16 protein-coding genes are annotated in these 25275 nt (G+C 61.5%); 6 read left to right on the forward strand and 10 right to left on the reverse strand.

The features are described from left to right. Both atpD and atpC read left to right on the forward strand, forming a co-directional pair. Positions 1 to 1284 (forward strand): F0F1 ATP synthase subunit beta (gene atpD, locus ABJF10_RS12975; RefSeq protein WP_348545003.1); only part of this gene is annotated, 1284 nt, incomplete at its 5' end. Positions 1285 to 1293: 9 nt separating this feature from the next. Beyond that, positions 1294 to 1707 carry an ATP synthase F1 subunit epsilon gene (gene atpC / locus ABJF10_RS12980; RefSeq protein ID WP_348545004.1) on the forward strand — a complete coding sequence of 138 codons (414 nt, stop codon included), beginning with the start codon at positions 1294 to 1296 and terminating at the stop codon, positions 1705 to 1707. Positions 1708 to 2024: 317 nt separating this feature from the next. Here atpC and ABJF10_RS12985 read toward each other — a convergent pair whose 3' ends face one another. From ABJF10_RS12985 to ABJF10_RS13005, 5 genes are all read right to left on the reverse strand, one after another. Then, on the reverse strand, positions 2025 to 2924 hold the full coding sequence (locus tag ABJF10_RS12985) for a sugar phosphate isomerase/epimerase family protein (RefSeq protein WP_348545005.1): 900 nt from the start codon (positions 2922 to 2924) through the stop codon (positions 2025 to 2027). Between the two features lie 23 nt (positions 2925 to 2947). Continuing rightward, positions 2948 to 4243, reverse strand: coding sequence for a Gfo/Idh/MocA family oxidoreductase (locus ABJF10_RS12990; protein ID WP_348545006.1), 1296 nt, complete (start codon positions 4241 to 4243; stop codon positions 2948 to 2950). A 106-nt stretch (positions 4244 to 4349) separates the two neighbouring features. Beyond that, complete coding sequence (locus ABJF10_RS12995; RefSeq protein ID WP_348545007.1) at positions 4350 to 6635, reverse strand: Hsp70 family protein; 2286 nt, start codon at positions 6633 to 6635, stop codon at positions 4350 to 4352. A 4-nt stretch (positions 6636 to 6639) separates the two neighbouring features. Continuing rightward, positions 6640 to 7500, reverse strand: a complete 861-nt coding sequence (locus ABJF10_RS13000) for a hypothetical protein (protein ID WP_348545008.1) — start codon at positions 7498 to 7500, stop codon at positions 6640 to 6642. A 110-nt stretch (positions 7501 to 7610) separates the two neighbouring features. Next, positions 7611 to 10013: a protein kinase gene (locus tag ABJF10_RS13005; protein ID WP_348545009.1), complete on the reverse strand. Its 2403-nt coding sequence runs from the start codon at positions 10011 to 10013 to the stop codon at positions 7611 to 7613. 254 nt (positions 10014 to 10267) lie between these two features. On the opposite strand from ABJF10_RS13005, the gene ABJF10_RS13010 reads away from it, so the two are divergent. From ABJF10_RS13010 to ABJF10_RS13025, 4 genes are all read left to right on the forward strand, one after another. Beyond that, the gene (locus tag ABJF10_RS13010; protein ID WP_348545010.1) at positions 10268 to 12145 is read left to right on the forward strand and encodes a tetratricopeptide repeat protein; all 1878 of its coding nucleotides are present in this window, start codon (positions 10268 to 10270) and stop codon (positions 12143 to 12145) included. A 61-nt stretch (positions 12146 to 12206) separates the two neighbouring features. Next, on the forward strand, positions 12207 to 14579 hold the full coding sequence (locus ABJF10_RS13015) for a tetratricopeptide repeat protein (protein ID WP_348545011.1): 2373 nt from the start codon (positions 12207 to 12209) through the stop codon (positions 14577 to 14579). A gap of 61 nt (positions 14580 to 14640) precedes the next feature. Then, positions 14641 to 16494 (forward strand): tetratricopeptide repeat protein, encoded by a 1854-nt coding sequence (locus tag ABJF10_RS13020; protein ID WP_348545012.1) that lies wholly within the window; start codon positions 14641 to 14643, stop codon positions 16492 to 16494. Positions 16495 to 16563: 69 nt separating this feature from the next. After that, positions 16564 to 19431, forward strand: coding sequence for a PSD1 and planctomycete cytochrome C domain-containing protein (locus ABJF10_RS13025; protein WP_348545013.1), 2868 nt, complete (start codon positions 16564 to 16566; stop codon positions 19429 to 19431). A 105-nt stretch (positions 19432 to 19536) separates the two neighbouring features. Here the strand turns inward: ABJF10_RS13025 and ABJF10_RS13030 are convergent, their stop codons facing one another. The 5 genes from ABJF10_RS13030 to ABJF10_RS13050 all read right to left on the reverse strand — a co-directional run bounded on the left by ABJF10_RS13030 (position 19537) and on the right by ABJF10_RS13050 (position 24374). After that, the gene (locus tag ABJF10_RS13030) at positions 19537 to 20535 is read right to left on the reverse strand and encodes a PfkB family carbohydrate kinase (protein ID WP_348545014.1); all 999 of its coding nucleotides are present in this window, start codon (positions 20533 to 20535) and stop codon (positions 19537 to 19539) included. Then, positions 20532 to 21476, reverse strand: coding sequence for a hypothetical protein (locus tag ABJF10_RS13035; RefSeq protein ID WP_348545015.1), 945 nt, complete (start codon positions 21474 to 21476; stop codon positions 20532 to 20534). Before ABJF10_RS13035 ends, ABJF10_RS13030 begins: the two co-directional genes overlap by 4 nt. Before the next feature lie 111 nt (positions 21477 to 21587). Then, complete coding sequence (locus ABJF10_RS13040) at positions 21588 to 22451, reverse strand: universal stress protein (protein WP_348545016.1); 864 nt, start codon at positions 22449 to 22451, stop codon at positions 21588 to 21590. Between the two features lie 4 nt (positions 22452 to 22455). Then, a complete protein-coding gene (locus ABJF10_RS13045) occupies positions 22456 to 23937 on the reverse strand; it encodes a SulP family inorganic anion transporter (protein WP_348545017.1) in 1482 nt (493 codons plus the stop codon). A gap of 161 nt (positions 23938 to 24098) precedes the next feature. Next, positions 24099 to 24374, reverse strand: coding sequence for a hypothetical protein (locus tag ABJF10_RS13050; RefSeq protein WP_348545018.1), 276 nt, complete (start codon positions 24372 to 24374; stop codon positions 24099 to 24101). Positions 24375 to 25275: the final 901 nt, after the last annotated feature.

The raw sequence follows: 25275 nt of genomic DNA on the forward strand, positions 1-25275 counted from the left end.
ACCAAGCTCGTCCTCGAAGTGCAGCAGCATCTCGGCGAAGGCTGGGTGCGCGCCATCGCCATGAGTTCGTGCGAAGGCTTGAAGCGCGGCACGCCCGTCATCGCGACCGGCGCACCGATTTCGGTTCCGGTCGGCGAGGGCATTCTCGGCCGTATCTTCAACGTCACCGGCGACCCGGTGGACGAACGCGGCGAAGTGCCCCACACCAAGCGCTATCCGATTCACCGCACGGCCCCGACCCTCATGGACCAGGACGTGAAGTCGAACATTCTCGAGACCGGCATCAAGGTCATCGATTTGATCTGCCCCTTCACCAAGGGTGGCAAGGTGGGCGCGTTCGGTGGTGCGGGCGTCGGCAAGACGGTCGTCATCCTCGAACTGATCAACAACATCGCCAAGCAGCACGGCGGTTTCTCCGTGTTCGCCGGGGTGGGGGAACGCTCCCGCGAAGGCAACGATCTTTACCATGAAATGAGCGACGCTGGTGTTATCAACCAGCAGGACCTCAGCAAGTCCAAGGTGGCGCTGGTCTACGGCCAGATGAATGAACCTCCCGGTGCGCGTCTGCGCGTGGCTCTCTCGGCGCTCTCGATGGCGGAATACTTCCGTGACGAGAAGAACCAGGACGTGCTCCTCTTCGTCGATAACGTGTTCCGCTTCTCGCAAGCCGGTTCCGAAGTGTCGGCGCTCCTCGGCCGCACGCCGTCGGCGGTGGGTTATCAACCCACGCTCGCCTCGGAAATGGGCACTCTCCAGGAACGCATCACCTCGACGACCAAGGGCTCGATCACCTCGGTGCAAGCCGTGTATGTGCCCGCGGACGATTTGACCGACCCGGCGCCTGCGAACACCTTCGCGCACTTGGACTCGACCGTCGTGCTGGAGCGTTCCATCGCGGAATTGGGTATCTATCCCGCCGTCGATCCGCTTGCCTCCACTGCCAAGGCGCTCGCGCCGGAAATCGTCGGCGAAGAGCATTATCAGGTCGCCCGTGGCGTCCAGCGCGTGTTGCAGAAGTACAAGGATCTGCAGGACATCATCGCCATTCTGGGCATGGACGAACTTTCGCCCGAAGACAAGCTGACCGTCTTCCGCGCCCGCAAAATCCAGCGCTTCCTCTCGCAGCCCTTCCACGTCGCGGAAGTCTTCACCGGCACGCCCGGCCAATACTGCTCGATCGCGGAAACCGTGCGCGGTTTCAAAGAGATCCTCGAAGGCAAGCACGACGATGTGAACGAGATGAACTTCTACATGAAGGGCACGATCGACCAAATCCGCAGCTAGTTTTCGCTCATGGCCACTCTTCGCCTCGAAATCGTTACGCCGGACAAGCTCGCCTTTGAGGGCGATGTCGACTCCGTCGTCATCCCCGGCACCGAGGGCGAACTCGGCGTGCTGCCGATGCACATCCCCTTGATGACGCAGATCAAGCCCGGCGAAGTGGTCATCAGCGTCAATGGCAAGAAGGACTTCCTCGCGGTGGGCGAAGGCTTCGCCACGGTGACGCAGACGGCGGTGAACATTCTCACCGACATGGCCATCGAGTGGCAGCACATCGACGAGAGCGCCGCGGAAGCCGCGATCGAGCGGGCCAAGGCCACGCTCGCCAATCAGCACACCTTGGCCGAAGAGGAAGTTGCCTCGGTCCAAGCTTCGTTGATGAAGAGCCTCGCGCAGTTGCACGTCAAGCGCCGCCGGCATAGCTGAGGCGATCACGGCCGCTATCGCCACGACAGCTTCGTAAATCAATCAATGAAGGGGCGCCGTTTTCGGCGCCCTTTCTTTTTGTGTAGGAGAGATCATTCAAAAATAATTGGCGTCTTTGAAACGTCTCTGGACGCCGGAGGCGTCATGGAGATTAGCCGGTCGGCGTCAGCCATCGGAATAGAGGCCAAAACGTCTCCGCCCCAGCGGGGCGGCGGAGTTCCGCTGCCCCTCCGGGGCAGATGTCCGGTGGCTGACGCCACCGGCTAATTTCCGCCGGCCCTCCGGGGTTGTTGTCCGGGAGCTATTTCGGCAGCCGCTTAGCTGGCGAAGAGTTGGTCCGTCCGCTCGGCGAGGAACTTCAGCCGCGCGGCGTCGCCGCCGGGGACTTCGAGAATGCCGTATCCGCTGTAGGCGATCTCATCGAGCGCCTTCATGATTGATGGCCAGTCATCGTCGCCTTCGCCGAGTTCCACCTGGAAACCTTTGTACGGCCCTTCCGCGTCCCGCTTTTTGCGGCTGTATTCCTTGATGTGCAGGTTGCGGATGCGCTTGCCGAGGATGCGCACCCAGTGCTCCGGCCAGCCGTAGGTTACGCAGTTGCCGATGTCGAAATGCCAGCCGACCCACGGATTGTTGATCTCATCGACGAAGCGCGCGGCCTCCACCGGGTTGGTGATGAACATGTTCCAGACGTTCTCAATCGCGATGTAACACTTCGCCTTTTCCGCCGCGTCGGTGCAGCGCTTGATCCCCTCGATGGAGCGCTGCCAGCACTGGGCGTAATCGACTTGCTTGTTGACTACCCCGGGCACGAGCAGCACGCGGGTGCAGCCGATTTCGCCCCCTTGTTGCAGTGCGAGTTGCAAGCCGCGAACGGTGCGCTCGCGATTGGCGGGGTCGGGATCGCTGAGCGGGTATTTCCAATGGGGAGTGCAAATGATCCCGGCGACTTCGAGGCCGCTGGCGGCTTTCGCCTCGTTGATGATGTCCACGCTGAGGCTGTCGTCCGGCAGGTTCAACTCGATGCCATCGAATCCGGCATCCTTCACCGCCTTGAATCTCTCCGCCACCGTGCCACCAGTTTTTGCCATGCCGAGGTTCACGGCTTTCTTGAGCGGCCGCTTCTTCGCCGGTGCGTCGGCGGAGAGGGCGAGGGGAGCAAGCGTGGAGGCGGCGAGTGCGGCGCTCGTGGCCTGGAGGAAGGTGCGACGGTTCATGATCTGGGATGGGAATTGGCTGCTTAGTAGAACTTCGTGCGTCCGGGCATCGCGACGGGCGGGATGGCGAGCTTCATGTCCCACGTGAGCGGTTCCTTCGGCGCGAGCACTTCCTCGGATTTCATGGCCTGCTCCCAAGTGATCGTCTTGCCGGTGTAGGCGGACATGCGGCCCATGATTCCCATCAGCGTGCTGTGCGCGAGCTTTTCGGCGTAGTTCAGCGGCGTGCCCTTGCGCAGCGCGGCGAACATTTCCTCGTGCTCCGTCTGGTACATGTCATTCGCCGGGCCATCGTATTTCCAGGTGTTCTTGCCCGTGATCGTGCGCAGCTTGCGAAAGCCGTTGATGCGCGCGACGCCTTCCGCGCCGATGATTTCGTCGGCGTTCTCGTTGTCGCAGCCCGCCTGCTGCCGGCAATAAACGAACCCGCGCGCGCCTTCCGGAAATTCATAGGAGACGGCGAAGTGATCGTAGATGTGCCCGTACTGTTCCTCGATGCGCTGCTGCCGGCCGCCGAGTGCCGTCACGCTGATCGGGTCCACGTCCTTGAACGCCCAGCTCATCTTGTCCACCGTGTGGATGGCCTGCTCGACGAGATGATCGCCGGAGAGCCAGGTGAAGTACATCCAGTTGCGCAACTGCCATTCGAGATCGGTCCACTCCGGCTTGCGTTCCTTGACCCAGGGCGAATTGCCGAGATAGGTGCCGTAATAAGACCGCACGTCGCCGATGGCGCCCTCGTGGATTTTCTTGAAGACTTCGCGTTCCGCGTAGTTCGAGCGCCAGCAAAAGCCCGACTGGATGCCAAGGCCCTTCTTTTTGGCCTCCGCCGCCGTGGCGATGACGTCGCGGACGCCGGGGGCGTCGACGGCCACGGGCTTCTCGCAGAAGACGTGCTTGCCGGCGGCGATGGCCTTTTTCAAGTGCTGCGGACGGAAACCCGGAGGCGTGGTGAGGATGACGACATCAATGTCCGTCGCCAGCACCTGGTCGATGGCCTCGAGGCCGACGAACTTCTGGCCTTCCTCCACCTTGACCTGGTCGGGCTTGGTTTTGCTGATGTTCTCGAAGCTCGTGTAGAGCCGGTCGCGCGCGATATCGCCCATGGCCGTGACGATCACGTTCTTGTCGGCGGAAAGCGCGTTGCCGAGCGCGCCAGTGCCACGGCCGCCGCAGCCCACGATGCCGATCTTGAGGATCTTTTCATTGTCCGCGCGGACGATCGCGGGAAAGCCGAGGACGGAAGTCGCGGCGACGGCAGCGGCGGAGCGGGTGAGGAAGGAGCGGCGGTTCAGGGGAGTATCGGATGTGTTGTTCATTGGTGATGATTTATCAAAAATGCTTTGAAGTGGGCGCACGCTAGCAGACGCGGGATGCTTGTCCAGCGTGGAAGTCCTTCAAGAGACGCGCCCTTTACGTACTTCGTCAGACTACGTGAATTTGCACCATGTCCGCTGTCGCTTGATCAATCTCACTTTCCGATAGGCCGGTGCTGCGTACGATCTTCACCCGATTCTGCCGCCCGTAGGCGTCTACAATGACCTCGAGAACCTGATTTTCGTCGTAGGTATAGGTCAACTCTACCGGCGATCCTTTTGGTAAGAAGGGTGGCAACTCAATGTCGCAAATACCGAGCGGCGTACATTTGCCTGGCACCGTACTTTCGCCCTCCACTACGCGCACGATAGCATTCCTCATGTCGGCCTTGGCAGTGCCAAACGAATTCTTCGCCTCTACCGGTAGGACCGTCATCTTCCGAATCATCGGAAAGACATATTCCTCAACTTTTCCGTCGTCCCAGAGGATCACGCCGAGCGTATGGGTGGCAATATTTGTGACTTTGATTAGCGAGCCATCTTCTTTCGAAAATTTGTTACGCACCTCTTTCGGCAGCACGCGCTCGCCGAACTTGTTCTCTTCATTCAAAAGAGATAGCACGCCCTGTACGGCAGCGCCGATGGCCATCGCTTCTTCGGGGTTCACACCATCGGCTACCGGTACATTCGAAATGCTTTTGACCATGTCTCGGACCGAAGGCATGCGCGTCATGCCGCCAGTCAACAGGATTCTGTCAATCGTTTTCCAGTCAAGGTTCGCCTCCCGTATCACGAGTTTGCAGATGCTTTTGCATTTCTCCAACAAAGGCTGACAACGATTTTCGTAATCCGCGCGCGTCAAATCCAGTTTCACGCTCCTGCCGTTGTAGCTATGCTGGATCGTCGTGCGGGTGCGGCTGGAGAGTTGGATCTTGGCCGTGAGCGCGCGATTGTAGAGGTCTTGATAACTCCGCAAATCGAGCAGTGGATTCTCCCCGTATAATCTGTTGAATTCATCGGCGACCAAGTTCACGATGATGTCATCCCAATCCTTGCCCCCCAAATGATGATCGCCATTGCTTGCGATCATTCGGAATTGATGGTTTTCGATTCTTAGAATCGTGACATCCAGGGTTCCGCCGCCCAAGTCGAACACGAATACAGTTTGGTCCGAATCTAGTTTGTCCAGTCCATAGGCCAGCGCTGCTGCCATTGGTTCATTGACGATCTGGAGAACGTTCAGGCCTGCAAGCTGACCCGCGTGCAAAGTAGCCGTGCGCTCGGCATCGTTGAAATACGCAGGCACAGTGATCACGGCGTCAGTTACCCTTTGGCCGAGCTGTGTTTCCGCGTCGTTTTTTAATTTCTTGATAATCAACGCCGAAAGCTCTTCGGCAGAATAAGCTTTTCCGCCGAACGCGCGGTGAAATCGCGCCTTGCTCTTGCCCATCTCGCGTTTCACAAAATTGACAGTCTTCTCCGGTTCGGCGACGGCATTTTGCATCGCACGCGTACCGACGATGACGTTGGCATCGTCAAACAGGATTACCGCAGGAGTAGTCCGTTCTCCCTCGAAATTGGGAATGATCTGAGGCTTGCCGAAGTCGTCGACGTGCGCGACCGCACAAAAGCTCGTACCTAGGTCGATGCCGATAGCTTTACGGGAAGGAGAACCTTCAGGCTTGGCGATCTGTGGAGCAAAAGTTTCCGTCCAGCGACGCAGAATAACGTCTAGGTGCGGGATGTGATTTAAGTAACGGTTGCGGTTCTCAATCGAAATGAAACTCACGAGGGAAAGACCGGTGGCAAGTATCTCGACCAATCGGTAAAATACGCCTTGGCGAACGAATGTTTCTCGAATCTCGTCCGACGGCAATGTGCCGTCAAAACTGTCCGGACGAATGGCAGCCCATTGCAAACAGACCTTCCGAACTATCGGTTGGCGTGCGGCGAGATCAGCGAGGGCGTGATGCAATCGCGGCCAGGGATGATTGGTTGCGAAGGAGACTGCATCTTGTAGACGGTCTATTTGCGGAAAAGGCGCGTCATAGAAGCGGCCTAATGTGAGGTGAGCCAGAGAGTCGTCATCGTCAAACAACGCTTCAAGTTCTTCACCGGCTTTTTCGCGGACGTTGGCATCAAGCATCGAATCGAAGAACGGGAGGAAGACACAAAAGGCCCGTTCCCGCCGCACTTCTTCCCGCAGTCTATTTTGGACGGATGCAGCATCAATGTCTTCCAAGAAGATCAATTCTTCAGCGCCCTGCAACCACCGCGCTAGGAATTCAAGTGACGCTTTCTGATCGACGTGCGATTGCGGTGTAATGATTGAATGCAACTGGTCTTCATCGACCAGGAAAGCCACTCTTCGTTGAGCTGAAAGAATCGCGTTCACAAATCTACGGAGTGACAAAAGCCACGCCCACGTTAGCTAGTCGATTCTTTATTTCCATCTGCTCTTCATCAGAGGGGCGCACGCTCCATTCTTGGATTTGCACACTCTGGAATGATCGAATTGTAAGAGGTCCCCATATGTGCACTTCGACAAATTCATCCTCTTCGGGCTTGTTGCCCGATGAAAGAAGGATTTTGTCAAATTCGTCTTGTCCAGTGGGAGGCAGAATTCGGTGGGCCAGCTTTGCTACGCAAAGATCCACGCGTCTGGCCCAAGTGGTGCGGTGGCCGGGAGGTATTTGAAAGTCGTCGGTCCCGGTGATTCCATGACGTTTCATGAACACGACGGAATTCTCATCGAAAATTGTTGCCCGGTGTTCAATCATGGCGCGTTTGACTGTCATCGCGCAGTCGCCATATTTTTCGAGGCCCGCATTGTCTAAAGATAGTGCGGAAAACCTGATCTGTTGTTTATTGATCTCGCCGAATAGGATTGTATCCGCAATAGCGCGAAGGCGGTTCCAGCGATCAGTCTCGGGAAGTTGCAGGCCAGCATGAATCTTCTGGTAATAAGTGGCATAAATTTGGTCATCAGACCAAGCTAGACGGTAGAGTTCGCCGAAGTAGCGATTGATGATTACTTCGGCTTTCTCGACAACCGCGACAAACTCGGCCGCTTTGGTTTCCGCTGCGCGATTCTTGAGATCCTGTTGGGCTTTGTCGAATCTGACGTTGAACGCGGCAGTTTCCTCCGCTGAGGACGCAGCGTTGACGTTAGGAAAAAGACTTGGTCGCCCGCAATGAGGACAAAGAGACGCGCTCGCAAGGAGAGGCTCGCCACAGTCGTTACAAGGATTGGAAGTCATCTAGCGGTAGGTCTGCTGGATTTCCTATGAATTTTGTATCGGAAAGCAGGATGTTTTCAGCATACATCTGCACACGCCTGATGTCCATCGGCGTAAACGGGTCGGCCTGCTTACGGCGCCTCGCCGGATTCGGGGAAGAGGGGAAGATCGCCGCTATGCTGCGGCGCCGCCTGGCTGGCTTGCACGAGCAGATCGTGGCCGTCTTTCGGCTTGCCCATCATGTAGGCATATACGCCGATCATCCACTGGCGTTCGCCGAGCTGGTCCGGCGCGGCGTCCGGTCGGAGAAATGACTTGGCCATGGCGATGATCGAGTCCGGCGCGAGATCCGTCCATTGCGCGGAGATCGTGCCGAAGGGCGTGGCCGTCTCGATTTGCGTGTCATTCGCCCGGCGGATCGGACCCGTCATTGGCGTGCCGGATTTCTTGAGCACCGCGGGCGCGTAACCGACGACATTGACATCCTGGATCAGCGTGGCCTTGAAGCGCGCCAGCCAGGTAAATTTCTTGAGTAAGGCCTCGCGTTCCTGTTTCGCCTTGTCGCCGGAAACCTGCACGGCGTTGATGACCGCATAAGCGTCCGCCGGGCGGAATTGCTGCCAGAGCGGCCCGATCTTGCTCTTCGCCTCGGTGAGCGCCTTGGTATCGGCCGCTTCCATCTCCGCCATGCGCCGCGCGGTTTCCTCCTCCTCGGCTGTGATCTTCTGCTGGAGATCCTGCGCACTTTGGTCGAGCGGCGCCGCGAAGCCGGTCGCCAGCTTGATCTGCGCCCGGGCGTCCCGCACCGTTTTCAGCGCCTGCTTGCGCGTCTCGAGCGAATCCGCGGCCTTCGCCGCGTCCATGGCGGGGTGAAACACATTCACCTCGGCGACGTAGGGCGAGACCAGCGGCTTGTAGTCGCCCACCCAGGTGAAACGGGAATCCGGCGTGACCTGCGCATACTGGCGGAAGAGCGCCGATGCCTCATCGTACTCGCCGAGCGACCAGTCTTTCAGCCCGTAGAGCAGCAAGGTGAGTGCTTCGTAGTTCCGTCGATCGAGCGCCTTGGCCGCTTCCGCCGTGATCGCCTTCGTGCCGCCGGCGCGCGCGGCCACATCGAGGAAGAACGTCGCCAGGTCCACCTCCGCGGGGTCGGGCGAAAACTTGCCCCGGTCTTCGATTTGCTTGAGCCGGGCATTGGCCTGGTCCGGGCGCCCCGCCAGGAATTCCACCAAGGCGGCGTGCAGCGTGATCCAGTTCTTCTGCGGCTGCTGCGTGTCGGGCCGGGCCTCGAGCTCGGCGAATGCCTCGGTCGCTTTCGCCAGGTCGCCCGCGGCGAGAAGTTGACGCGCCTGGTCGTAGGTCATCGAGGGCGTTTCCTTTTGGGCCGTTGTCGTTTCCGCCTGTTCCTCGACCGGATGGAAATGCGCCCGCAGATGACCGCGAAACTGGAAGGCGCTCACCCCTGCCGCGACCGTCACCACCGCGGTGGCAAAAGTCAGCCAGCGGTAGCTGCGCGGCGGTCCCGACTTCGCGGCCTCGGCTTTTTCGTCTTTCGGCAGGATGCCGAGCAACCCTGCCCGCGCGAATTCCAGGTGCTCGATGAACTCCGCATAGCTCTGCTGCCTTTTCGCGGGATCGTGATTGAGCACTTTGTTCAGCGCGTAGGCCGTCGCGCTCGAGACGGTCGGCGCCACGGCGGCGAGATTGACCGGCGCTTTCTTCGCCTCGGCCAGCGCGCTCATCGAATTCGTTTCCACCTCGTGCGGCGGCTTGCCGGCGAGCGCATGGAAAAGCGTGGCGCCCAGCGAGTACATATCGCTGCGAAAATCCTCCGGCTTCCCCTGCACCGTTTCCGGGGCCACGTAATAAGGCGTCGCCCACACTTCGCCCGCCACGTGGCCCGCGTGCTCTTGCAGCACGGCGAGCCCGAAATCCACGATCTTCGGCGTGTTCGCATCGGCGAAGAGAATGTTGCCCGGCTTGATATCGCGATGGATCAGTCCTTTATCCAGCGCCGCTTGCAGCCCCTGCGCCGTCTGGATGCCGACCGAAAGAATCTGCACTTCCGGCAATCGCTCATCCTCCGCCATCAGGCTCTCCAGCGAGCCCTTGTCCACCAGTTCCATGGCGATGTAGAGCAACCCGTGGTCCTGACCGGTGCTGTAGACCTTGACCACGTGGGGGTGATTGATCGAGGCGGTGATCGACGCCTCTTTCTGGAATTGCGCGACGAATTCCGGGTTTCCACCGTGCTCGCGCTGGAGGAGTTTCAGGGCGACCGGGCGGTTGAGATTCAAGTCCAGCGCGCGGTAGACCGTGCCCATGCCGCCGGCGCCCAGTTCCTCCTGGATTTCAAAGTGGTCGAATTTTCGCCGGACGCGCGTGGCCGCCCCGCAGTTGGGGCAGTGCATGAGCGCAAACGGCTCCTCCCCTGAGACATCGAGCAGTGCGCCGCAGGTAGTGCATTCCTGAATGAGCGAGTTCTTGGGGGCGGCCATGGAGACGGCGGCGACGCTATCACCCGCATTCATGCGCGGCAAGAGATGTGGGGTGAGGAAATGCGGGATTTCACGGAAGAAAAATTGGGGGGCGATCAGGCAGGCTGACGGTGAGTAAGACGCCGATTGGGACGGATTCGTTAGCCGAAATGTCGCTCCCCCGCCTCGGTCCGCCTCGCCTTCCCTCTGTGCAGAAGCCGACGCTCCGATCACGGCACTACCTCGTGTCCCGATGAAGTTGCGTTTCGCCGCGCGCCGGTGTGTTGTTCGAGTTCGCCATCCCTCCCATGCCCGCCGTCACGGTCCAGCAAGCCTTTGAACTCGCGTTCCAGCACCATCAGGCTGGCCGATTGGCGGACGCCGAGGCGCTCTACCGGCAGGTTCTCACGGTGCAGCCCAACCACGCCGATGCCCTGCACTTCCTCGGTGTCATCGCCCACCAGGCCGGCCGCCCCGACCTCGCAGTGGATCTGATACGCCAAGCCATTGCTCTCAACCCGAATAATCCCGGCGCTCAGTGCAACTTCGGCGCGGCACTGGCCGCGCAGGGCAAGGCGGACGACGCCATCGCCGCGTTTCGCCGCGCTCTCCAACTCAAGCCCGATTACCCGGATGCCCACAACAATTTGGGCACTGCGCTGGCTGGCCAGGGTCGGCCAGACGACGCCATCGCTGCCTATCGCCAGGCAATTCAATTCAACCCGGCCGATCTGCGGGCCCACAACAATCTGGGCCTGGTGCTGCGGAAGGAAGGTCGACTTGGCCAGGCGGTGGCCGCATTTCGCCGCGCTCTCGAACTCCAGCCCGGCTACCCGGACACTCACAGAAATTTAGGCACCGCACTGGCCGGCCAGGGTCGGCTTGACGAGGCCGTTGCCTGCTACCGGCACGCGCTGCGCTTGCAGCCGGATTCCTTCCGTATCCACAGTACCTTCCTCGCCGTTCTCCACTATTGTCCGCAGACCACGTTGCCCGGGCTCCTCGAGGCCCACACCGAATACCACTGTCGCCATGCGGCTCCGCTTGCTGCCGCGTGGCGCCCTCATCAAAACGGGCCGGAACCCAGCCGCCAAATACGACTGGGATTTATCTCGCCGCATTTCGGAAGTCATCCCGTCGGATCCTTCCTGATCCGGCTCCTGGAGAACCTCGACCGAACCCAGTTTCGTGTCATCGGCTATTCAGACACGCCGGCTGCGGATCACATGACCGCTCGCATCCAGGCGGCGATGAGAGTCTGGCGTAACGTCAGTGGCATGTCCGACGAGCAACTTGCCGGTCAAATCCGGGAAGACCGTGTGGACATCCTTTTCGACCTGGCGGGCCACACGGCGGAGAACCGGCTCCAGGTGTTTGCCCGCAGACCTGCTCCCATCCAGATTACCTGGCTCGATTACGTAGGCACAACCGGTCTGGAGGCCATCGACTATATCCTGGCGGACCCCCGGCAAATCCCTCCCGCCGCCGAGCCTTATTACTGCGAAAAGGTTCTGCGGATGCCGGACGATTACATTTGTTACGATCCACCCGTGAACGCGCCGCTGGTCGGGCCGCTCCCTGCCCTCGCCAATGGGCATGTCACCTTCGCCAGCTTCAACATTCCGCCCAAGACGACGCCGCAGATGGTGCGCATCTGGGCTCGGATACTGGAGTCGATACCGAGGGCGAGGATGATTTTGAAAAACCGCGGCTTCGATGATCCGGAGACGTGTGTGCGCTATCGGGAGCTCTTTGCCGCCGACGGAATCGCGGCGGACCGTGTCGAGATGCGTGGCTGGTCGCCACCGCACGACGTTCTTGCGTCCTACCGGGAGGTGGACATCGCGCTGGATACCTTTCCCTACAACGGCGGCCTCACCACGTGTGAATCCATCTGGATGGGAGTGCCCGTGGTTACCTGTCCCGGAGAGATTTTTGCGAGCCGTCACGGAATCGCCCACCTGACGGCAGCGGGGGTGCCGGAAACCGTGGCCTGCGATCTCGACCACTATGTGGAGATCGCCGTGAAGCTGGCTTCGGATCTGCCCGAGTTGGCCGCGTGGCGAAGCGGTTCGCGTCAGCGTGTCGCCGCTTCGCCGTTGTGTGATGGGAAACGGTACGCGGCTCACTTTGCGGCGCTGCTGCGCGATGTCTGGCAGCGGTGGTGTGCGACGCAAGAAGGCTGAGCCAGCGGGAGATTGCGTTTCGGCGTGGGGCGGTATGATGTTCGAGATCGCCCTTCCTCCCATGCCCGCCGTCACGGTCCAGCAAGCCTTCGAACTCGCGCTCCAGCACCATCAGGCTGGCCGGTTGGCGGAGGCGGAGGTGCTTTACCGGCAGGTTCTGGCCGTGCAGCCGGGTCACGCGGAGGCGCTGCATTTCCTTGGGGTGGCTGCGCACCAGGGCGGGCGTCACGACTTCGCTGTGGAGATGATTCGGCAGGCCATCGTTCGCGATCCGTCCAATGCTGTGGCGCATTCCAATCTCGCGACGGTTTGCCTGGCCACTGGCCGGGCGGAAGAGGCCATGGTGCAGAGTCGCCGGGCGATTGAAATTCGGCCGGATTTCGCGGACGCACACTACAACTGGGGCGCGGCGCTGGCGGAATTGGGCCGGCTGGAGGAGGCCCGGGCGGCGTATCGCCGTGCGCTGGAAATCAAACCAGACCATGCGCTGGCCTGGAACAACCTGGGCAATGTGCTGAGGCAGTTGGGTCAGTGCGAAGAAGCGATTGCGTCGTATCGCGCGGCGTTGCGGCTCGATCCCGGGCACGCGGATGCGGACAATAATCTCGGCATCGTGCTGGCGGAGCAGGGGCAATTCGACGAAGCGATCGCGGCGTATCGCCGAGCGCTGCAACGCAAGCCGAAGTCCGGCGCGACCTATCACAATCTCGGCAATGCCCTGAACGCCGCGGGGCAATTTCAGGAAGCCATCGCGGCCTACCGCCGGGCGATCCAGTTCTGTCCGGATCGGCTGGAGACGTACCTCAGCCTGGGTGTGGCGCTGGGCCGCCAGGGTCAACTGGACGAGGCTATCGCTGCTTTACGCCATGCGCGCCGAGGCCGGCCCGATTACTTTGAGGCCTGTTACGAATTGGGGCAGGTGTTGGTGATGAACGGCCAACTGGAGGAAGCGATCGCCAGTTACCGCCGGGCAATGGAACTCAGGCCGGATGTCCCGCAGGGATATTTTAGTCTAGGCAACGCGCTGCACCGGCAACGCCGCCTGGACGATGCGGCAGCCGCGTATGCGCACGCGCTCGCACTGGCGCCGAATTACGCGGAAGCATCCTATCGGCTGGCGGAGGTTTGGCGGGACCAGGGACGCGGGGAGGAAGCCGCGGAGGCCGTGCGGCGCGTGCACGAGCTCGCGCCGGATGATCCGGTCATTCACAGCGATTTGATTCTCCTGCTCCAGGTTTGCCCGGCGCTGGACGAAGCGGCCATCGCCGCGGAGCGCCGCCGTTGGAATGAGCGGTTCGGCGTCCCGTGGCAGCGGCTGGCGCTGCCGCACCGCAACGATCCGAATCCGGAACGCCGTCTGCGGGTGGGATATGTCTCACCCGATTTTCGTGATCATGTGCTGGGCAGAAACCTGCTCCCGCTCTTCCGCGAACACGATCGGGCTCAGCAGGAAATCATTTGCTATTCGGGAGTGAGAAAGCCGGATGACCTGACCGAGGAATTTCGCCGATGCGCGGCCCAGTGGTGCGATGCGGCGGACCTGAGCGATGAAGCACTCGCCGATCGGATTCGGCAGGATGGCGTCGACATTCTGGTCGACCTCACACTGCATGCCGCGGGCAACCGCTTGCCGGTGTTTGCCCGCCGGCCGGCGCCGGTACAGGTGAGCTTTGCGGGTTATCCGGCCAGTACGGGATTGGGGGCCATTGAACATCGGATCAGCGATCGTTATCTCGATGGAAACAAGGATGCGGGGGAAAGTGACCACCTCTCCTTCATCGACAGCTTTTGGTGTTACGACCCGTGCGGCGTGGAGTTGATGGTCAATAAGCTTCCCGCTCAAGAGACGGGAACGGTCACGTTTGGGAGTCTCAATGACTTCTGCAAAATCAACGAGCCGGTGTTGAAGCTCTGGGCGCGGGTGCTGGAGAAGGTGAAAGACTCGCGGCTGCTGTTGCTGACTTATGCGGGCAGCCATCGGCAGCGGACGCTGGACGTTCTGGCGCGGGAAGGGATCGCGGCGCACCGCATCGCGTTTGTGGAGCCGCGTCCCCGCCGCGAGTATCTGGAGTTCTATCATCGGGTGGATATCGTGCTCGATCCGTTTCCCTACAATGGGCATACGACGAGTCTGGATGCGTTGTGGATAGGCGTGCCGGTGGTGAGCCTGGCGGGCGAACGCGCCATCTCACGTGCCGGCTTGAGCCAGCTCTCCAACCTCGGGCTGCCGGAGCTGATCGCGCAGTCGGAGGACGACTACGTCGCGATCGCCACGCAACTGGCCGGGGATCTTCCCCGGCTGGCGGAGTTGCGGGCCACGCTGCGGGGACGGATGGAGGCCTCGGTGCTGATGGATGCCCCACGCTTCGCGCGCCGGATCGAAGCGGCCTATCGCGCGATCTGGCAGCGTTGGTGTGTGGCGCAAGGGAGCTGAGCCAGCGGGAGATTGCGTTTCGGCCCGGGGCGGTATGTTGTTCGAGCTCGCCATTCCTCTCATGCCCACCGTTACGGTCCAGCAAGCCTTCGAACTCGCGCTCCAGCACCATCAGGCGGGCCGGTTGGCCGAAGCCGAAACGCTCTACCGCCAAATCCTCGCGGTGCAGCCCCACCACGCCGATGCACTGCACTTCCTTGGTGTCATCGCTCATCAAGCCGGTCGCCACGACCTCGCTGTGGAATGGATTCGTGGGGCGATCGCTCTCGATCCGAACAATCCCGTTTCCCATTGCAATCTCGGAGAAGCGTATCGTGCGACCGGCCGGCTGGACGAAGCGATTGCCAGTTTTCACCGCTCTCTCCAATTCCAGCCGAACGACTCCAAAACCCACAATAATTTGGGTATTGCCCTGGCGTTGCAGGGTCGCATGGACGAAGCCTCGTTCGCCTTTCGTCGGGCGCTGCAGCTCCAGCCCGATCAACCCGGAGTTCACAACAATCTGGGAAATGCCCTGCGGGAGCAGGGTCAACTCGACGAAGCCATTTCCGCCTATCGTCGTGCCCTTCATCTTCAACCCGGCTATGCGGATGCGCACCATAATCTGGGCAATGCGCTCAAGGATCAAGGTGAGCTGTGTGAAGCTGTTGCTTCGTATCACCGCGCGCTACAGTTGAAGCCTGGCCAGGTCGATTGGCACGACAGCTTGATTCTAACGCTCTATTTCCTTCCAAACGACGGTGGTCGAATGATCGCGGAGGCACAACAGTGCTGGAACCGATTGGTCAGCGAGCCTCTGCAGGGACTTATTTTGTCGCACACCAACGATCGCGACCCGGGGCGCCGGCTGCGCATCGGCTACGTTTCGGCGGCATTTCGGGATCATGTGGTGGGCCGGAATATATTGCCCCTGCTGCAGTGCCACGACCATCAGTCTTTCGAGATCCTTTGTTACTCCGGCGTCGCTCATGCGGACAAGTTTACCGAGGAGTTTCGTCGGCACGCCGATCAGTGGCGCGGCACGGTGGGTGTGTCCGATGAAGTGCTCGCGGAAATGATTCGGCGGGATGGCGTGGACATTCTCGTGGATCTCTCCCAGCACACGGAGGGGAACCGGCTGCCGATGTTTGCCCGACAGCCCGCCCCCGTGCAGGTGAGCTTCGCCGGTTATCCGGACGGCGCGGGGGTGGACGCAATCGGATACCGAATTAGCGACCGGTATTTGGAGGCAGGCGATTCTGAGGTCAGCGGCGAGCAGATGATGCTCATCGATAGTTTTTGGTGCTACAGCCCTTGTGGAGCTGACGTGGAGGTCAACGCTCTGCCGGCGAGGGAAAACGGATTTATTACCTTTGGAAGCCTGAATAACTTTTGCAAGGTGAACGAAGCTGTCTTGAGGTTATGGGCAGGGGTGCTCGCGAGAGTGCCGCAGTCGCATCTAGTTCTGCTGAGTGGCGTGGGAAGCCATCGCCAGCGGATACTGGAGTTTCTTGAACGAGAAGGAATCGAGGTACACCGGGTGGAATTCGCGGAACGCCGTCTGCACAGGGCTTATCTGGAACTCTATCATCGGCTGGATATCGTGCTCGATCCATTTCCCTACAATGGCCACACGACGAGTCTGGATGCGTTGTGGATGGGCGTGCCGGTGGTGAGCCTGGCGGGCGAACGCGCCATCTCACGTGCCGGCTTGAGCCAGCTCTCCAACCTCGGGCTGCCGGAGCTGATCGCGCAGTCGGAGGACGACTACGTCGCGATCGCCACGCAACTGGGCGGGGATCTTCCCCGGCTGGCGGAGTTGCGGGCCACGCTGCGGGGACGAATGGAGACCTCGGTGCTCATGGACGCCCCGCGCTTTGCCCGCAGCATCGAAGCCGTTTATCGCACCCTGTGGCAACAGTGGTGCCGCAGGTGACGGTGCGCCCCCCTCAAAGCAGAGAAAAACCGCTAACGACTTCTCTGTAGATGGGTTACTTTGGCCGTGATGACCCGTCTTGCCTCTTTAGCCACTTTTGCCCTCGTTTGCGCCGTTGTCCCCGGTGCGGTGGCGATCACCCCGCAGGAAACTGAATTCTTTGAGAAGCAGGTGCGCCCGGTGCTGGTCGAGCAATGCTACAAATGCCACGGGCCGGACAAGCAGAAGGGCGCCCTGCGCATGGATTCGCGGGCGGCCATCTTGAAGGGCACCGACGATGGGCCGATCGTAGTGCCGGGCAAGCCGGGCGACAGCGAGCTGATCAAATCGATCAAGCACATCGGCGACTCGAAGATGCCCGAGAAGGCGGACAAGTTGCCCGATGCGCAGATCGCCGCGCTGGAGCAATGGGTGAAGATGGGTATGCCCTGGCCGGAGAATGACGGCCCGGCGAAGCCGTCGGCTTCGATGGAAGTGGCGAAGACGCACTGGTCGCTGCAACCGATCAAGAATCCCGCGCCACCGCCGGTGAAGGATGCGCAGCACTGGGGCCAGTCGCCCGTCGATCAATTCATCCTCGCCAAGCTGGAGGAGAAGAATATCGCGCCCTCGCCGCGCGCGGCCAAGCGCACATTGCTGCGCCGGGCGACTTTCGATCTCACGGGATTGCCGCCGACCACGGCGGAAATGGACGCTTTTGAGAAGGACAATGCGCCGGATGCTTTCGCCAAGGTGGTGGACCGCCTGCTCGCCTCGCCGCACTACGGCGAACGCTGGGGCCGCTACTGGCTGGACGTCGCGCGCTATGCGGACACGAAGGGCTACCTCGCCGGTGGGGAAGAGCGCCGCTATTCGTTCAGCTACACGTATCGCGATTGGGTGATCCGCGCTTTCAATGAAGACCTGCCTTACGATCAATTCGTGATTCAGCAACTCGCCGGGGACCGCGTGTCCACGCCGGCGGATCCGCGCCCGATGGCGGCGCTCGGGTTCCTCACGCTGGGCCGGCGGTTTCTCAACAGCCAGCCCGATATCATCGATGATCGCATCGATGTCGTTTGCCGCGGATTCATGGGGCTGACCGTGGCCTGCGCGCGTTGCCACGACCACAAATTCGATCCGATTTTGCAGAAGGACTACTACGCGTTGTATGGCGTATTCGCATCGTCGGTGGAGCCGTCGTGGAAGGATCTGCCGATCCTGCCATCGAATGCCGATCCGGCGAACGAAGTCGAGTACCGGAAGCAACTCGGAGACTTGGAAGGGCAGCTCGGCAAGTTCATCGATACGCAGCGGCAGATATTTGCTATGCGGACGTTCGCGACGCTCGGCGTGCCGGCCATCATCCCTCCGGAGGTTCAGGAGAAGCTGCTGGATAAGCAGGGGAAACAGGATTCGGTAAAGCTCCGCAACAAGATCGATGAGCTGAACGGCGGCCCACTGGCGCCGCCGCGTCCGCAAGGCATGGTGGATGCGCCGGTCCCAATGACCCCGCATGTCTTCATCCGCGGCAACCCGGGGCGCCCCGGCGATGTGGTGCCGCGGCGATTCCTCCAGGTGCTGAGCGGTGGCGACCCGCAGCCGTTCAAGGATGGCAGTGGCCGCCTGGAACTGGGGAAGGCGATTGCCAGCAAGGACAATCCGCTCACGGCGCGGGTGTTTGTGAATCGCGTTTGGAATTTGCACTTCGGCGCGGGGCTCGTGCGCACGCCGGGAGATTTCGGCACGAAGGGCGAGCCGCCCACGCATCCGGAACTGCTCGACTATCTCGCCACCCGCTTCATGAGCGAAGGGTGGTCGGTGAAGAAGCTGCACCGGGCGATCATGCTTTCGAGTGCGTACCAGCAGTCCAGCGATCTGCGGACGGATGCGGCGCAGGCCGACCCGGAGAACCGCCTCGTCTGGCACATGAACCGCCGCCGTCTCGACTTCGAGGCGATGCGCGATTCGCTGCTCGCGGTCGCAGGCCAGCTTGATTCCACGATGGGTGGGCGGCCGGTGGAAATCACCGCGGCGCCGTATGCGAAACGCCGCGCGGTCTACGGGCTCATCGATCGCCAGAATCTGCCCGGGGTATTTCATACCTTCGATTTCGCCACGCCCGACCAGACGAGCCCGCAGCGGCATGTCACGACGGTGCCGCAGCAGGCGCTGTTCATGATGAATAATCCATTCGTCATCCAGCAGGCGCAGGCCTTGGTGGCGAAGCCGGAATTCCAACAGCCGCAGGCCTACGAGGCCCAGGTGCACGAGCTTTACGAATGTGTGTATGCGCGCAAGGCGGCGTCGTCGGAGGTCGATGCGGGACTGCGCTTCGTGATGAATGCGATCACCAATCCGCACCCGCGCGAGGAAGGAAAATCGGCGTGGCAATATGGCTGGGGTGCTTACGACGAAGCCGCGCATCGCGTGGACTTCCACAAGCTGCCGTTCTTCAGCGGTAAAGCATGGCAAGGGAGCGCGAAGGTGCCGGACGCGACGCTGGGCTATGTGACGATCAATGCCGACGGCGGGCATGCCGGGAGCGACCATGCCCACAACACGATCCGCCGCTGGACGGCGCCGGACGATGGCGTGGTGTCGATCACCGGGCCGGTGCAACGGCCGAGCGATCATGGCGATGGCATCGTGGCGCGCGTGGTGTCGAGCCGGTTGGGTGAACTGTTCAAGAGCGACGTGCTGCCGGCGGCGACGGTCGAGGTGAAACTGGACAAGGTCGAAGTGAAGAAGGGCGACACCATCGACTTCCTCGTCGACCTGCGCGGGAACCTGGACTCCGACGGCTTCGTCTGGCACCCGCTGATCAAGGGCAGTGCGGAGTGGGATGCGAAGACGCAATTCGCCGGGCCGCCGCCAACCCAGCCGAAGGATCTCACGCCATGGGAGCAATACGCGCAGGTGCTGCTGGAGACGAACGAGTTTGTGTTCGTGGATTGACGGTCGGATTAGCCCGAATAAAAAATGGCAAAAAATGCCGTAAATAGGCAGGAATCGGCAATGGAGCCAATGGAGCCCTATGAATAATACGGTAATTACGAAATTTTAGTTCGCGAAGCTGGCGAGAAGTTCCGCAGGGGTCACCGTCGCGGTGCCGAGTTTGCCGACGACGATGCCGCTGGCGTGATTGGCGATCTCGGCGGCCTCGGGGGGCGTGGCGCCGGCGCTGAGGGCCAGCGTGTAGAGCGCGATGACGGTGTCGCCGGCGCCGCTGACGTCGAAGACTTCCCGGGCACGCGTGGGGGCGTGATACGGTGGGGCGTCGTGGCGGAAGAGCAGCACGCCTTGCTCGCCGAGGGTGATGAGCAGGTTGTCGGCGTCCCATTTCTCGGAAAGCACGCGGCCGGCCTCGAGGAGCGGGGCGTCCTCGGTGGGCGGGTCGACGGGTTCCGTGGCGGGCAGCCCGGCGCTGGCAAACGCTTCCACGCGGTTGGGCTTGATGACGGAGACGTGCCGCCAGGCGAGAGGATTGTGCGGGTTGGGATCGACAGCGAGAATCTTGCCCGCGCGATTGGCGAGGTCGCAGATGGCCTCGGCGAAGGGCTGCGCGAGCAGACCTTTGCCATAATCCTCGACGATGATCGCGTCGATCTCCGGGAGCAGGGCCTCGATCTGCGCGAGCGCGGCGGCGGCGTGCTCCGGCTGCACACGGAGCTTTTTCTCGCGGTCGATGCGCACCACGTGTTGCTGCCGCGCGATGACGCGCGTCTTGACGATCGTCTGGTAGCAGTCATGCGATTGCACGGCGTCGATGTTGATGCCTTCGCTGGTCAGCAAGCCCTTGAGCCGTTCGGCGTAGCCGCATTGGCCGGTGACCCCGAGGACGTGCACGTGCTGGGAAAAGGGGGCGAGGTTGCGTGCCACATTGGCCGCGCCGCCGGGGAACCATTCCTCGGTCACCACCTCCACGACCGGCACGGGCGCCTCGGGAGAAATGCGGGAGACTTTGCCCCACAGGTATTCGTCGAGCATGAGATCGCCGATGACGAGCAGGCGCTTGCCCGCGAAGGCGCCAATGAGAGCGGAGACGCGGTCGCGATTCATCGGGCGAGTTCCTCGGTGATGGCGGCGAAGAGGAGGGGAATCATGATTTCGTGATGGCCGACGAGGTAGAAGCCCTGGCCGCCGAGCTTGGTGGGGCGGCGCTGGACGTTTTCCGTGGGGCGGTAATGGCGGGTCATGTCAAAGGTGGCGGTGGTGAAGCGCTCGACCTTGTGGCCGAGATTACGCGCGATGGTCAACGCCTTGAGGAAAACCTCGGGCATGATCACCGCACTGCCGACATTGAGCACCACGCCGCCCTCGAGTTGCGCGCAGACCGCAGCGAAGGTCTGGAAGTCGCGATAGCTGGCCTCGCCGAGCACCGCGCCGCTGGTCGTGGGGTGCTGATGAATGATGTCCGTGCCGATGGCGATGTGGACGGTCACGGGGATCTCGAGCTCGGCGGCGGTGGCGAGGAGGGAGAGGGAGAGATTGGGATAATGAGCGACGCGGGCGGCTTCGCCGAGGGCGCGACCGGCGCCGAGGCCGCGGGCGACGCCGTCGGCGAGCGCGGCATTCATGCGCCGGCCCGTCTCCTCGACCATGCCGAAGGAGCCGTCATCGAGCCCGCGTTGCACGTCCTCGCTCGTCTCGCCCTGGTAGCAGAGCTCGAAGTCGTGAATGGCTCCGGCGCCGTTGAAGGCGATGGCGTTGAGAATGCCCCGGCGCATGGCGTCCACAAAGATGGGATTGAGGCCGACCTTGATCGAGTGCGCCCCCATCATCAGCACCACCGGGCGCTGCTCGCGCACGGCGGTGGCGACGGCGGTCACGATCTTCTTCAGATCCTGCACCGCGAGAAAATCCGGCAGCCCATCGAGAAATCCGCGCAACGACCCGCCCGCCACGTGCGGCGTGGCGAAGGCGGCGGCGTTCACCTTGTTGTCGCGCTCCGAGACGGGGTAGGTGCGGATTTTGGAGAAATCGAGGGGTTCGAATTTCATGCGCGGATGCCACGGGAAGCCAGAGAGAGTGTCAATGCTTTCTCTTGGCAGCGTGGCGGAGGCGCGCCGCCCTCTTCTCGTCCCGATGGAGTGAAGCCAAGCGTGGATATCCTACCGAAACATCAGGACAGGCACAAGGCAGGTGCGGACCATCGTCGTGGTGGTGCTGCCGAGGATCAGCGTGCGAATGGGCGAATGACCGTAAGCTCCCATCACGAGGAGCTGGATGTCTTCGCGTTTCACCGTCTCCGCGATCACCGTGACTGGCTCGCCGGAGACGGCGTGACTGGTGACTTCCGAACCACCCGCGCGCAATTTCCCCGCTGCTTCTTCGAGATACCACTTGGCCCGGTCGTCCACGTGCCCGGCGCGAAGAATGTGGCAGGCGGCGCCTTTGAGCAAAGGGCTGGCGAGCGCGAAGTCGATGGCTTTCGTGGCGCTGGGGCCGCCGTCGGAGGCGATGAGGAAGCGCTCGATGGGTCGAAAGGCACGGGCGGCCACGAGCACCGGGCGCACCGCGGCGCGAATGACACGCTGAAGGTTGCCGCCGAGGTGGCCTTTGGCGAAGTCCGCGTGCTCGCCGCGTTTGCCGATCACCACGAGATCGCAGCGGGGCTCGAGTTCATCGAGGGTGTCCACCAGGGTGCCGTGGCGCTGCGTCGTCGTGACGTTGGCGATGCCGGTGGCGGCGAGTTGCTGGCGCGCGTCTTCGAGGATGGCTTTTCCTTTCAGCCTCGCGATGCGGCCCTGCTCCTCCTCAAACTTCGTCAGCTCTTCAGTGAGGTGCAGGCTGGCATCGATGCCGATGGAGCCGCTAAAATCGATGCTCGCCGCGCGCTCCCGGTGATGGTCCAGGACGTGGAGCACTTCGACGCTGGCGGCAAGGCGTTGGGCGGCCCAGGCCGTGAGTTGGTAGATGCTCGGGGCGTAGATCGAGCCGTCGGTGCAGGCGAGGATGGCAGGCATGGCTTTCATGGCGTCAGTGTTCAAGCATTCGGTCCAGGGCGTCGGGTTTATCGTGAATGGCGAGGCGGTCCACAATGGTCGCGCTCGCTTCGTTGAGGCCGATGATTTCGACCGCCGTGCCTTCGCGGCGAAATTTCAGCACTACCTTGTCGAGGGCTCCGACCGAGGTGAGATCCCAGAAATGGGCGTGACTGACGTCAATGCGGACTCGTGCCACCGCATCCTTGAAGTCGAAAGCAGCGAAAAACTCCGGCGACGACGCGAAGAAGACCTGGCCCCGGACGGTGTAGGTGCGGGTTTCCGTGGCGGCGTCGTAGTCGCCGTGGACGCGGATGACCTGCGCGACTTTGCGGGCAAAGGAAAGTGCGCTGAGCAGGACGCCGACGCCGACTCCCAGCGCGAGATTGTGCGTCCAGACAACGGTCACGACCGTGGCGATCATCACGAGGCTGGTGCTCTTGGGATGGATCCGCATATTCTTGAACGAAGCCCACGAAAATGTGCCGATGGAAACCATGATCATCACGGCCACGAGCGCGGGCATGGGAACCTGCTTCACCCAGGGATTCAGCACGACGAGCAGGACGAGGAGGAAGATGCCCGCCGTGAACGTGGACAGTCGGCCGCGGCCCCCGGATTTTACGTTGATGACCGATTGCCCAATCATGGCGCAGCCGGCCATGCCGCCAAAGAGCCCCGACACGAAATTGGCGATGCCTTGACCGGTGCATTCGCGGTTCTTGTCGCTGGGCGTATCCGTCATCTCGTCCACGATCTGCGCGGTCATCAACGATTCCAGCAGGCCGACGGCGGCGATGGCCAGCGAGTAGGGCAGGACGATCCAGAGCGTAGCGAAGGTCAGCGGCACTTGCGGCCACAGGAAAATGGGAAGTGTAGAGGGCAGTTCGCCGAGATCGCCCACGGTGCGCACGTTCAGCTTCCAGATCATCGACACGGCGGTCAGCACGACGATGGCGACGAGCGGCGATGGCACCGCCTTGGTGACCCGCGGCAAGAGGTAGATGATCGCGAGGCCGGCGGCGACCATCGCATAAACCGTCACGCCCGCGCCCTTGAATTCAGGCAATTGGGCCATGAAAATGAGGATCGCCAGCGCGTTCACGAAGCCGGTCATCACGGAACGGGAGACGAAACGCATGATGCTCCCGATGCGCAACGCCCCCGCGATCACCTGGAGCACGCCCGTCACCACCGTGGCGGCCAGCAGATATTGCAACCCGTGTTCCTTGACGAGGGTGACCATGAGCAGTGCCGTGGCGGCGGTTGCGGCGGAAATCATTCCGGGGCGTCCTCCGAAGATGGCCGTTAACGCGGCGATGCAAAACGAGGCGTAAAGACCGACCTTGGGGTCCACCCCTGCGATGATGGAAAACGCAATGGCCTCGGGGATGAGCGCCAGGGCCACGACGATGCCCGCAAGCAGATCGCCGCGAACATTGGAAAACCACTCTTTGACCAGATTATGGGTGAACATGAATTGGGATGAGCAACGGAATGAGGGAAAGCGTCTCGCGGCCCGTGCGCCGGAGAAAGCAGCGTGAATCGCTAAAACAGCGAAGTGCTGGAGGGGGAAGGGGAGTGAGCTTCAGTCAGCGCGCACGCCAGCGCGCGTCGGCTGCGCTCGAAGGCGCGCCGCTAGGGTGGAGTGAGCCGCGAAGAAAGCGGCGAAACTCCCGAGGAGATGATGTCGATGAAAGTCAGATGCGGCAAAACGGAGCGAACCTTCCCGGCGATGTGCTTTTCATGCAAGCATTCATTGATGGGGCGGCGGAGGCACGAATTGCCAATCACTTGGGGACAGTTGAGCTTGCGGTCGCGCCCGACTCCCGGTGCCCGGCGCCCTAACTTCCGTGGAGGAGACGGACCGGATACCATGAAGAGCACGAAGAGCACGAAGAGCACGAAGGGCATGAAGGGAAGAGGGAGAGGGGAAATGCCTGGTCCAATCTCCAGGCTTATCATCTCCATTCTTTACGCCCTTGCCATACGGTGCGCCGCAAGCTGCAATTTGTAAATGAAGCGCCGCCTTCGTATCTTCATTTTGCGCGGGATGCTTTGCTACAGTGCCATATGGGCTCTGACATTCATCTGGGGCTGCGCTGCGATTCGTCACCGCCGACTGGCTGAGTTAAATTTGTGGCAGCCTACCTGGAAGGAGGTCACAGGCCACGAGGTGAATTCACCACCGCCTGTTTGGACGGATACGGATAGGACGGTCCGGGAAGATGGCCGTTATCCGCTTCCGTGCTACTCCAGTCGGGCGTCGGCTCTTGGCCCATTTGTCGTTCGCCTCCGTTTCGGATGGCAACTGTCGCCCAACGGTGGCGGCGGTACTGATGCAATTTATCTGTGGCTTCCCGGCATCACATTCTTGATCACAGAAAGGCATACGTGGGCGTCTTAAAAGCGCCAAATCGGGTTCGGCGTTTTGATTTTTCCCTCCCGCATGCGCTCTGCTTTGTCTTCTGCTTTCAACGCGAGGCGCCAGAGGCCGGTTTATTGAGCTTGGGGTTTAGCGCGCCCTCGAGCGGGAAACGGCTTCTCAAATCGTAACCCGAATTCGTAGCCGCGTTCAAAAGTTTGGGACGTATCGAGAGGAACCGAAAAGAGTACGAATCGCCCGCAGAGCAAGGGCCCCATCGGCCCGGAGGGCCTCTGGAGATTAGCCGGTTGGCGTCAGCCACCCGAAATGATTTGCCCTGAGCATTTGCCCCAGCGGGGCAGCGGAACTCTGCCGCCCCCTCCGGGGCGGAGCCGTTGCGGTGTCTGTTCCGGTGGCTGACACCAACCGGCTAATCTCCGTGACGCCTCC

The organism is Chthoniobacter sp. (assembly GCF_040003245.1).
Lineage (GTDB): Bacteria > Verrucomicrobiota > Verrucomicrobiia > Chthoniobacterales > Chthoniobacteraceae > Chthoniobacter.

What these genes read in the sequence shown, in the direction of transcription:
- atpC (WP_348545004.1), top strand. Translation starts at nt 1,294, where the DNA reads ATGGCCACTCTTCGCCTCGAAATCGTTACGCCGGACAAGCTCGCCTTT.
- ABJF10_RS12985 (WP_348545005.1), bottom strand. Translation starts at nt 2,924, where the DNA reads ATGAACCGTCGCACCTTCCTCCAGGCCACGAGCGCCGCACTCGCCGCC.
- ABJF10_RS12990 (WP_348545006.1), bottom strand. Translation starts at nt 4,243, where the DNA reads ATGAACAACACATCCGATACTCCCCTGAACCGCCGCTCCTTCCTCACC.
- ABJF10_RS13000 (WP_348545008.1), bottom strand. Translation starts at nt 7,500, where the DNA reads ATGACTTCCAATCCTTGTAACGACTGTGGCGAGCCTCTCCTTGCGAGC.
- ABJF10_RS13005 (WP_348545009.1), bottom strand. Translation starts at nt 10,013, where the DNA reads ATGAATGCGGGTGATAGCGTCGCCGCCGTCTCCATGGCCGCCCCCAAG.
- ABJF10_RS13010 (WP_348545010.1), top strand. Translation starts at nt 10,268, where the DNA reads ATGCCCGCCGTCACGGTCCAGCAAGCCTTTGAACTCGCGTTCCAGCAC.
- ABJF10_RS13015 (WP_348545011.1), top strand. Translation starts at nt 12,207, where the DNA reads ATGCCCGCCGTCACGGTCCAGCAAGCCTTCGAACTCGCGCTCCAGCAC.
- ABJF10_RS13020 (WP_348545012.1), top strand. Translation starts at nt 14,641, where the DNA reads ATGCCCACCGTTACGGTCCAGCAAGCCTTCGAACTCGCGCTCCAGCAC.
- ABJF10_RS13025 (WP_348545013.1), top strand. Translation starts at nt 16,564, where the DNA reads ATGACCCGTCTTGCCTCTTTAGCCACTTTTGCCCTCGTTTGCGCCGTT.
- ABJF10_RS13030 (WP_348545014.1), bottom strand. Translation starts at nt 20,535, where the DNA reads ATGAATCGCGACCGCGTCTCCGCTCTCATTGGCGCCTTCGCGGGCAAG.
- ABJF10_RS13035 (WP_348545015.1), bottom strand. Translation starts at nt 21,476, where the DNA reads ATGAAATTCGAACCCCTCGATTTCTCCAAAATCCGCACCTACCCCGTC.
- ABJF10_RS13040 (WP_348545016.1), bottom strand. Translation starts at nt 22,451, where the DNA reads ATGAAAGCCATGCCTGCCATCCTCGCCTGCACCGACGGCTCGATCTAC.
- ABJF10_RS13045 (WP_348545017.1), bottom strand. Translation starts at nt 23,937, where the DNA reads ATGTTCACCCATAATCTGGTCAAAGAGTGGTTTTCCAATGTTCGCGGC.
- ABJF10_RS13050 (WP_348545018.1), bottom strand. Translation starts at nt 24,374, where the DNA reads ATGCCCTTCGTGCTCTTCGTGCTCTTCGTGCTCTTCATGGTATCCGGT.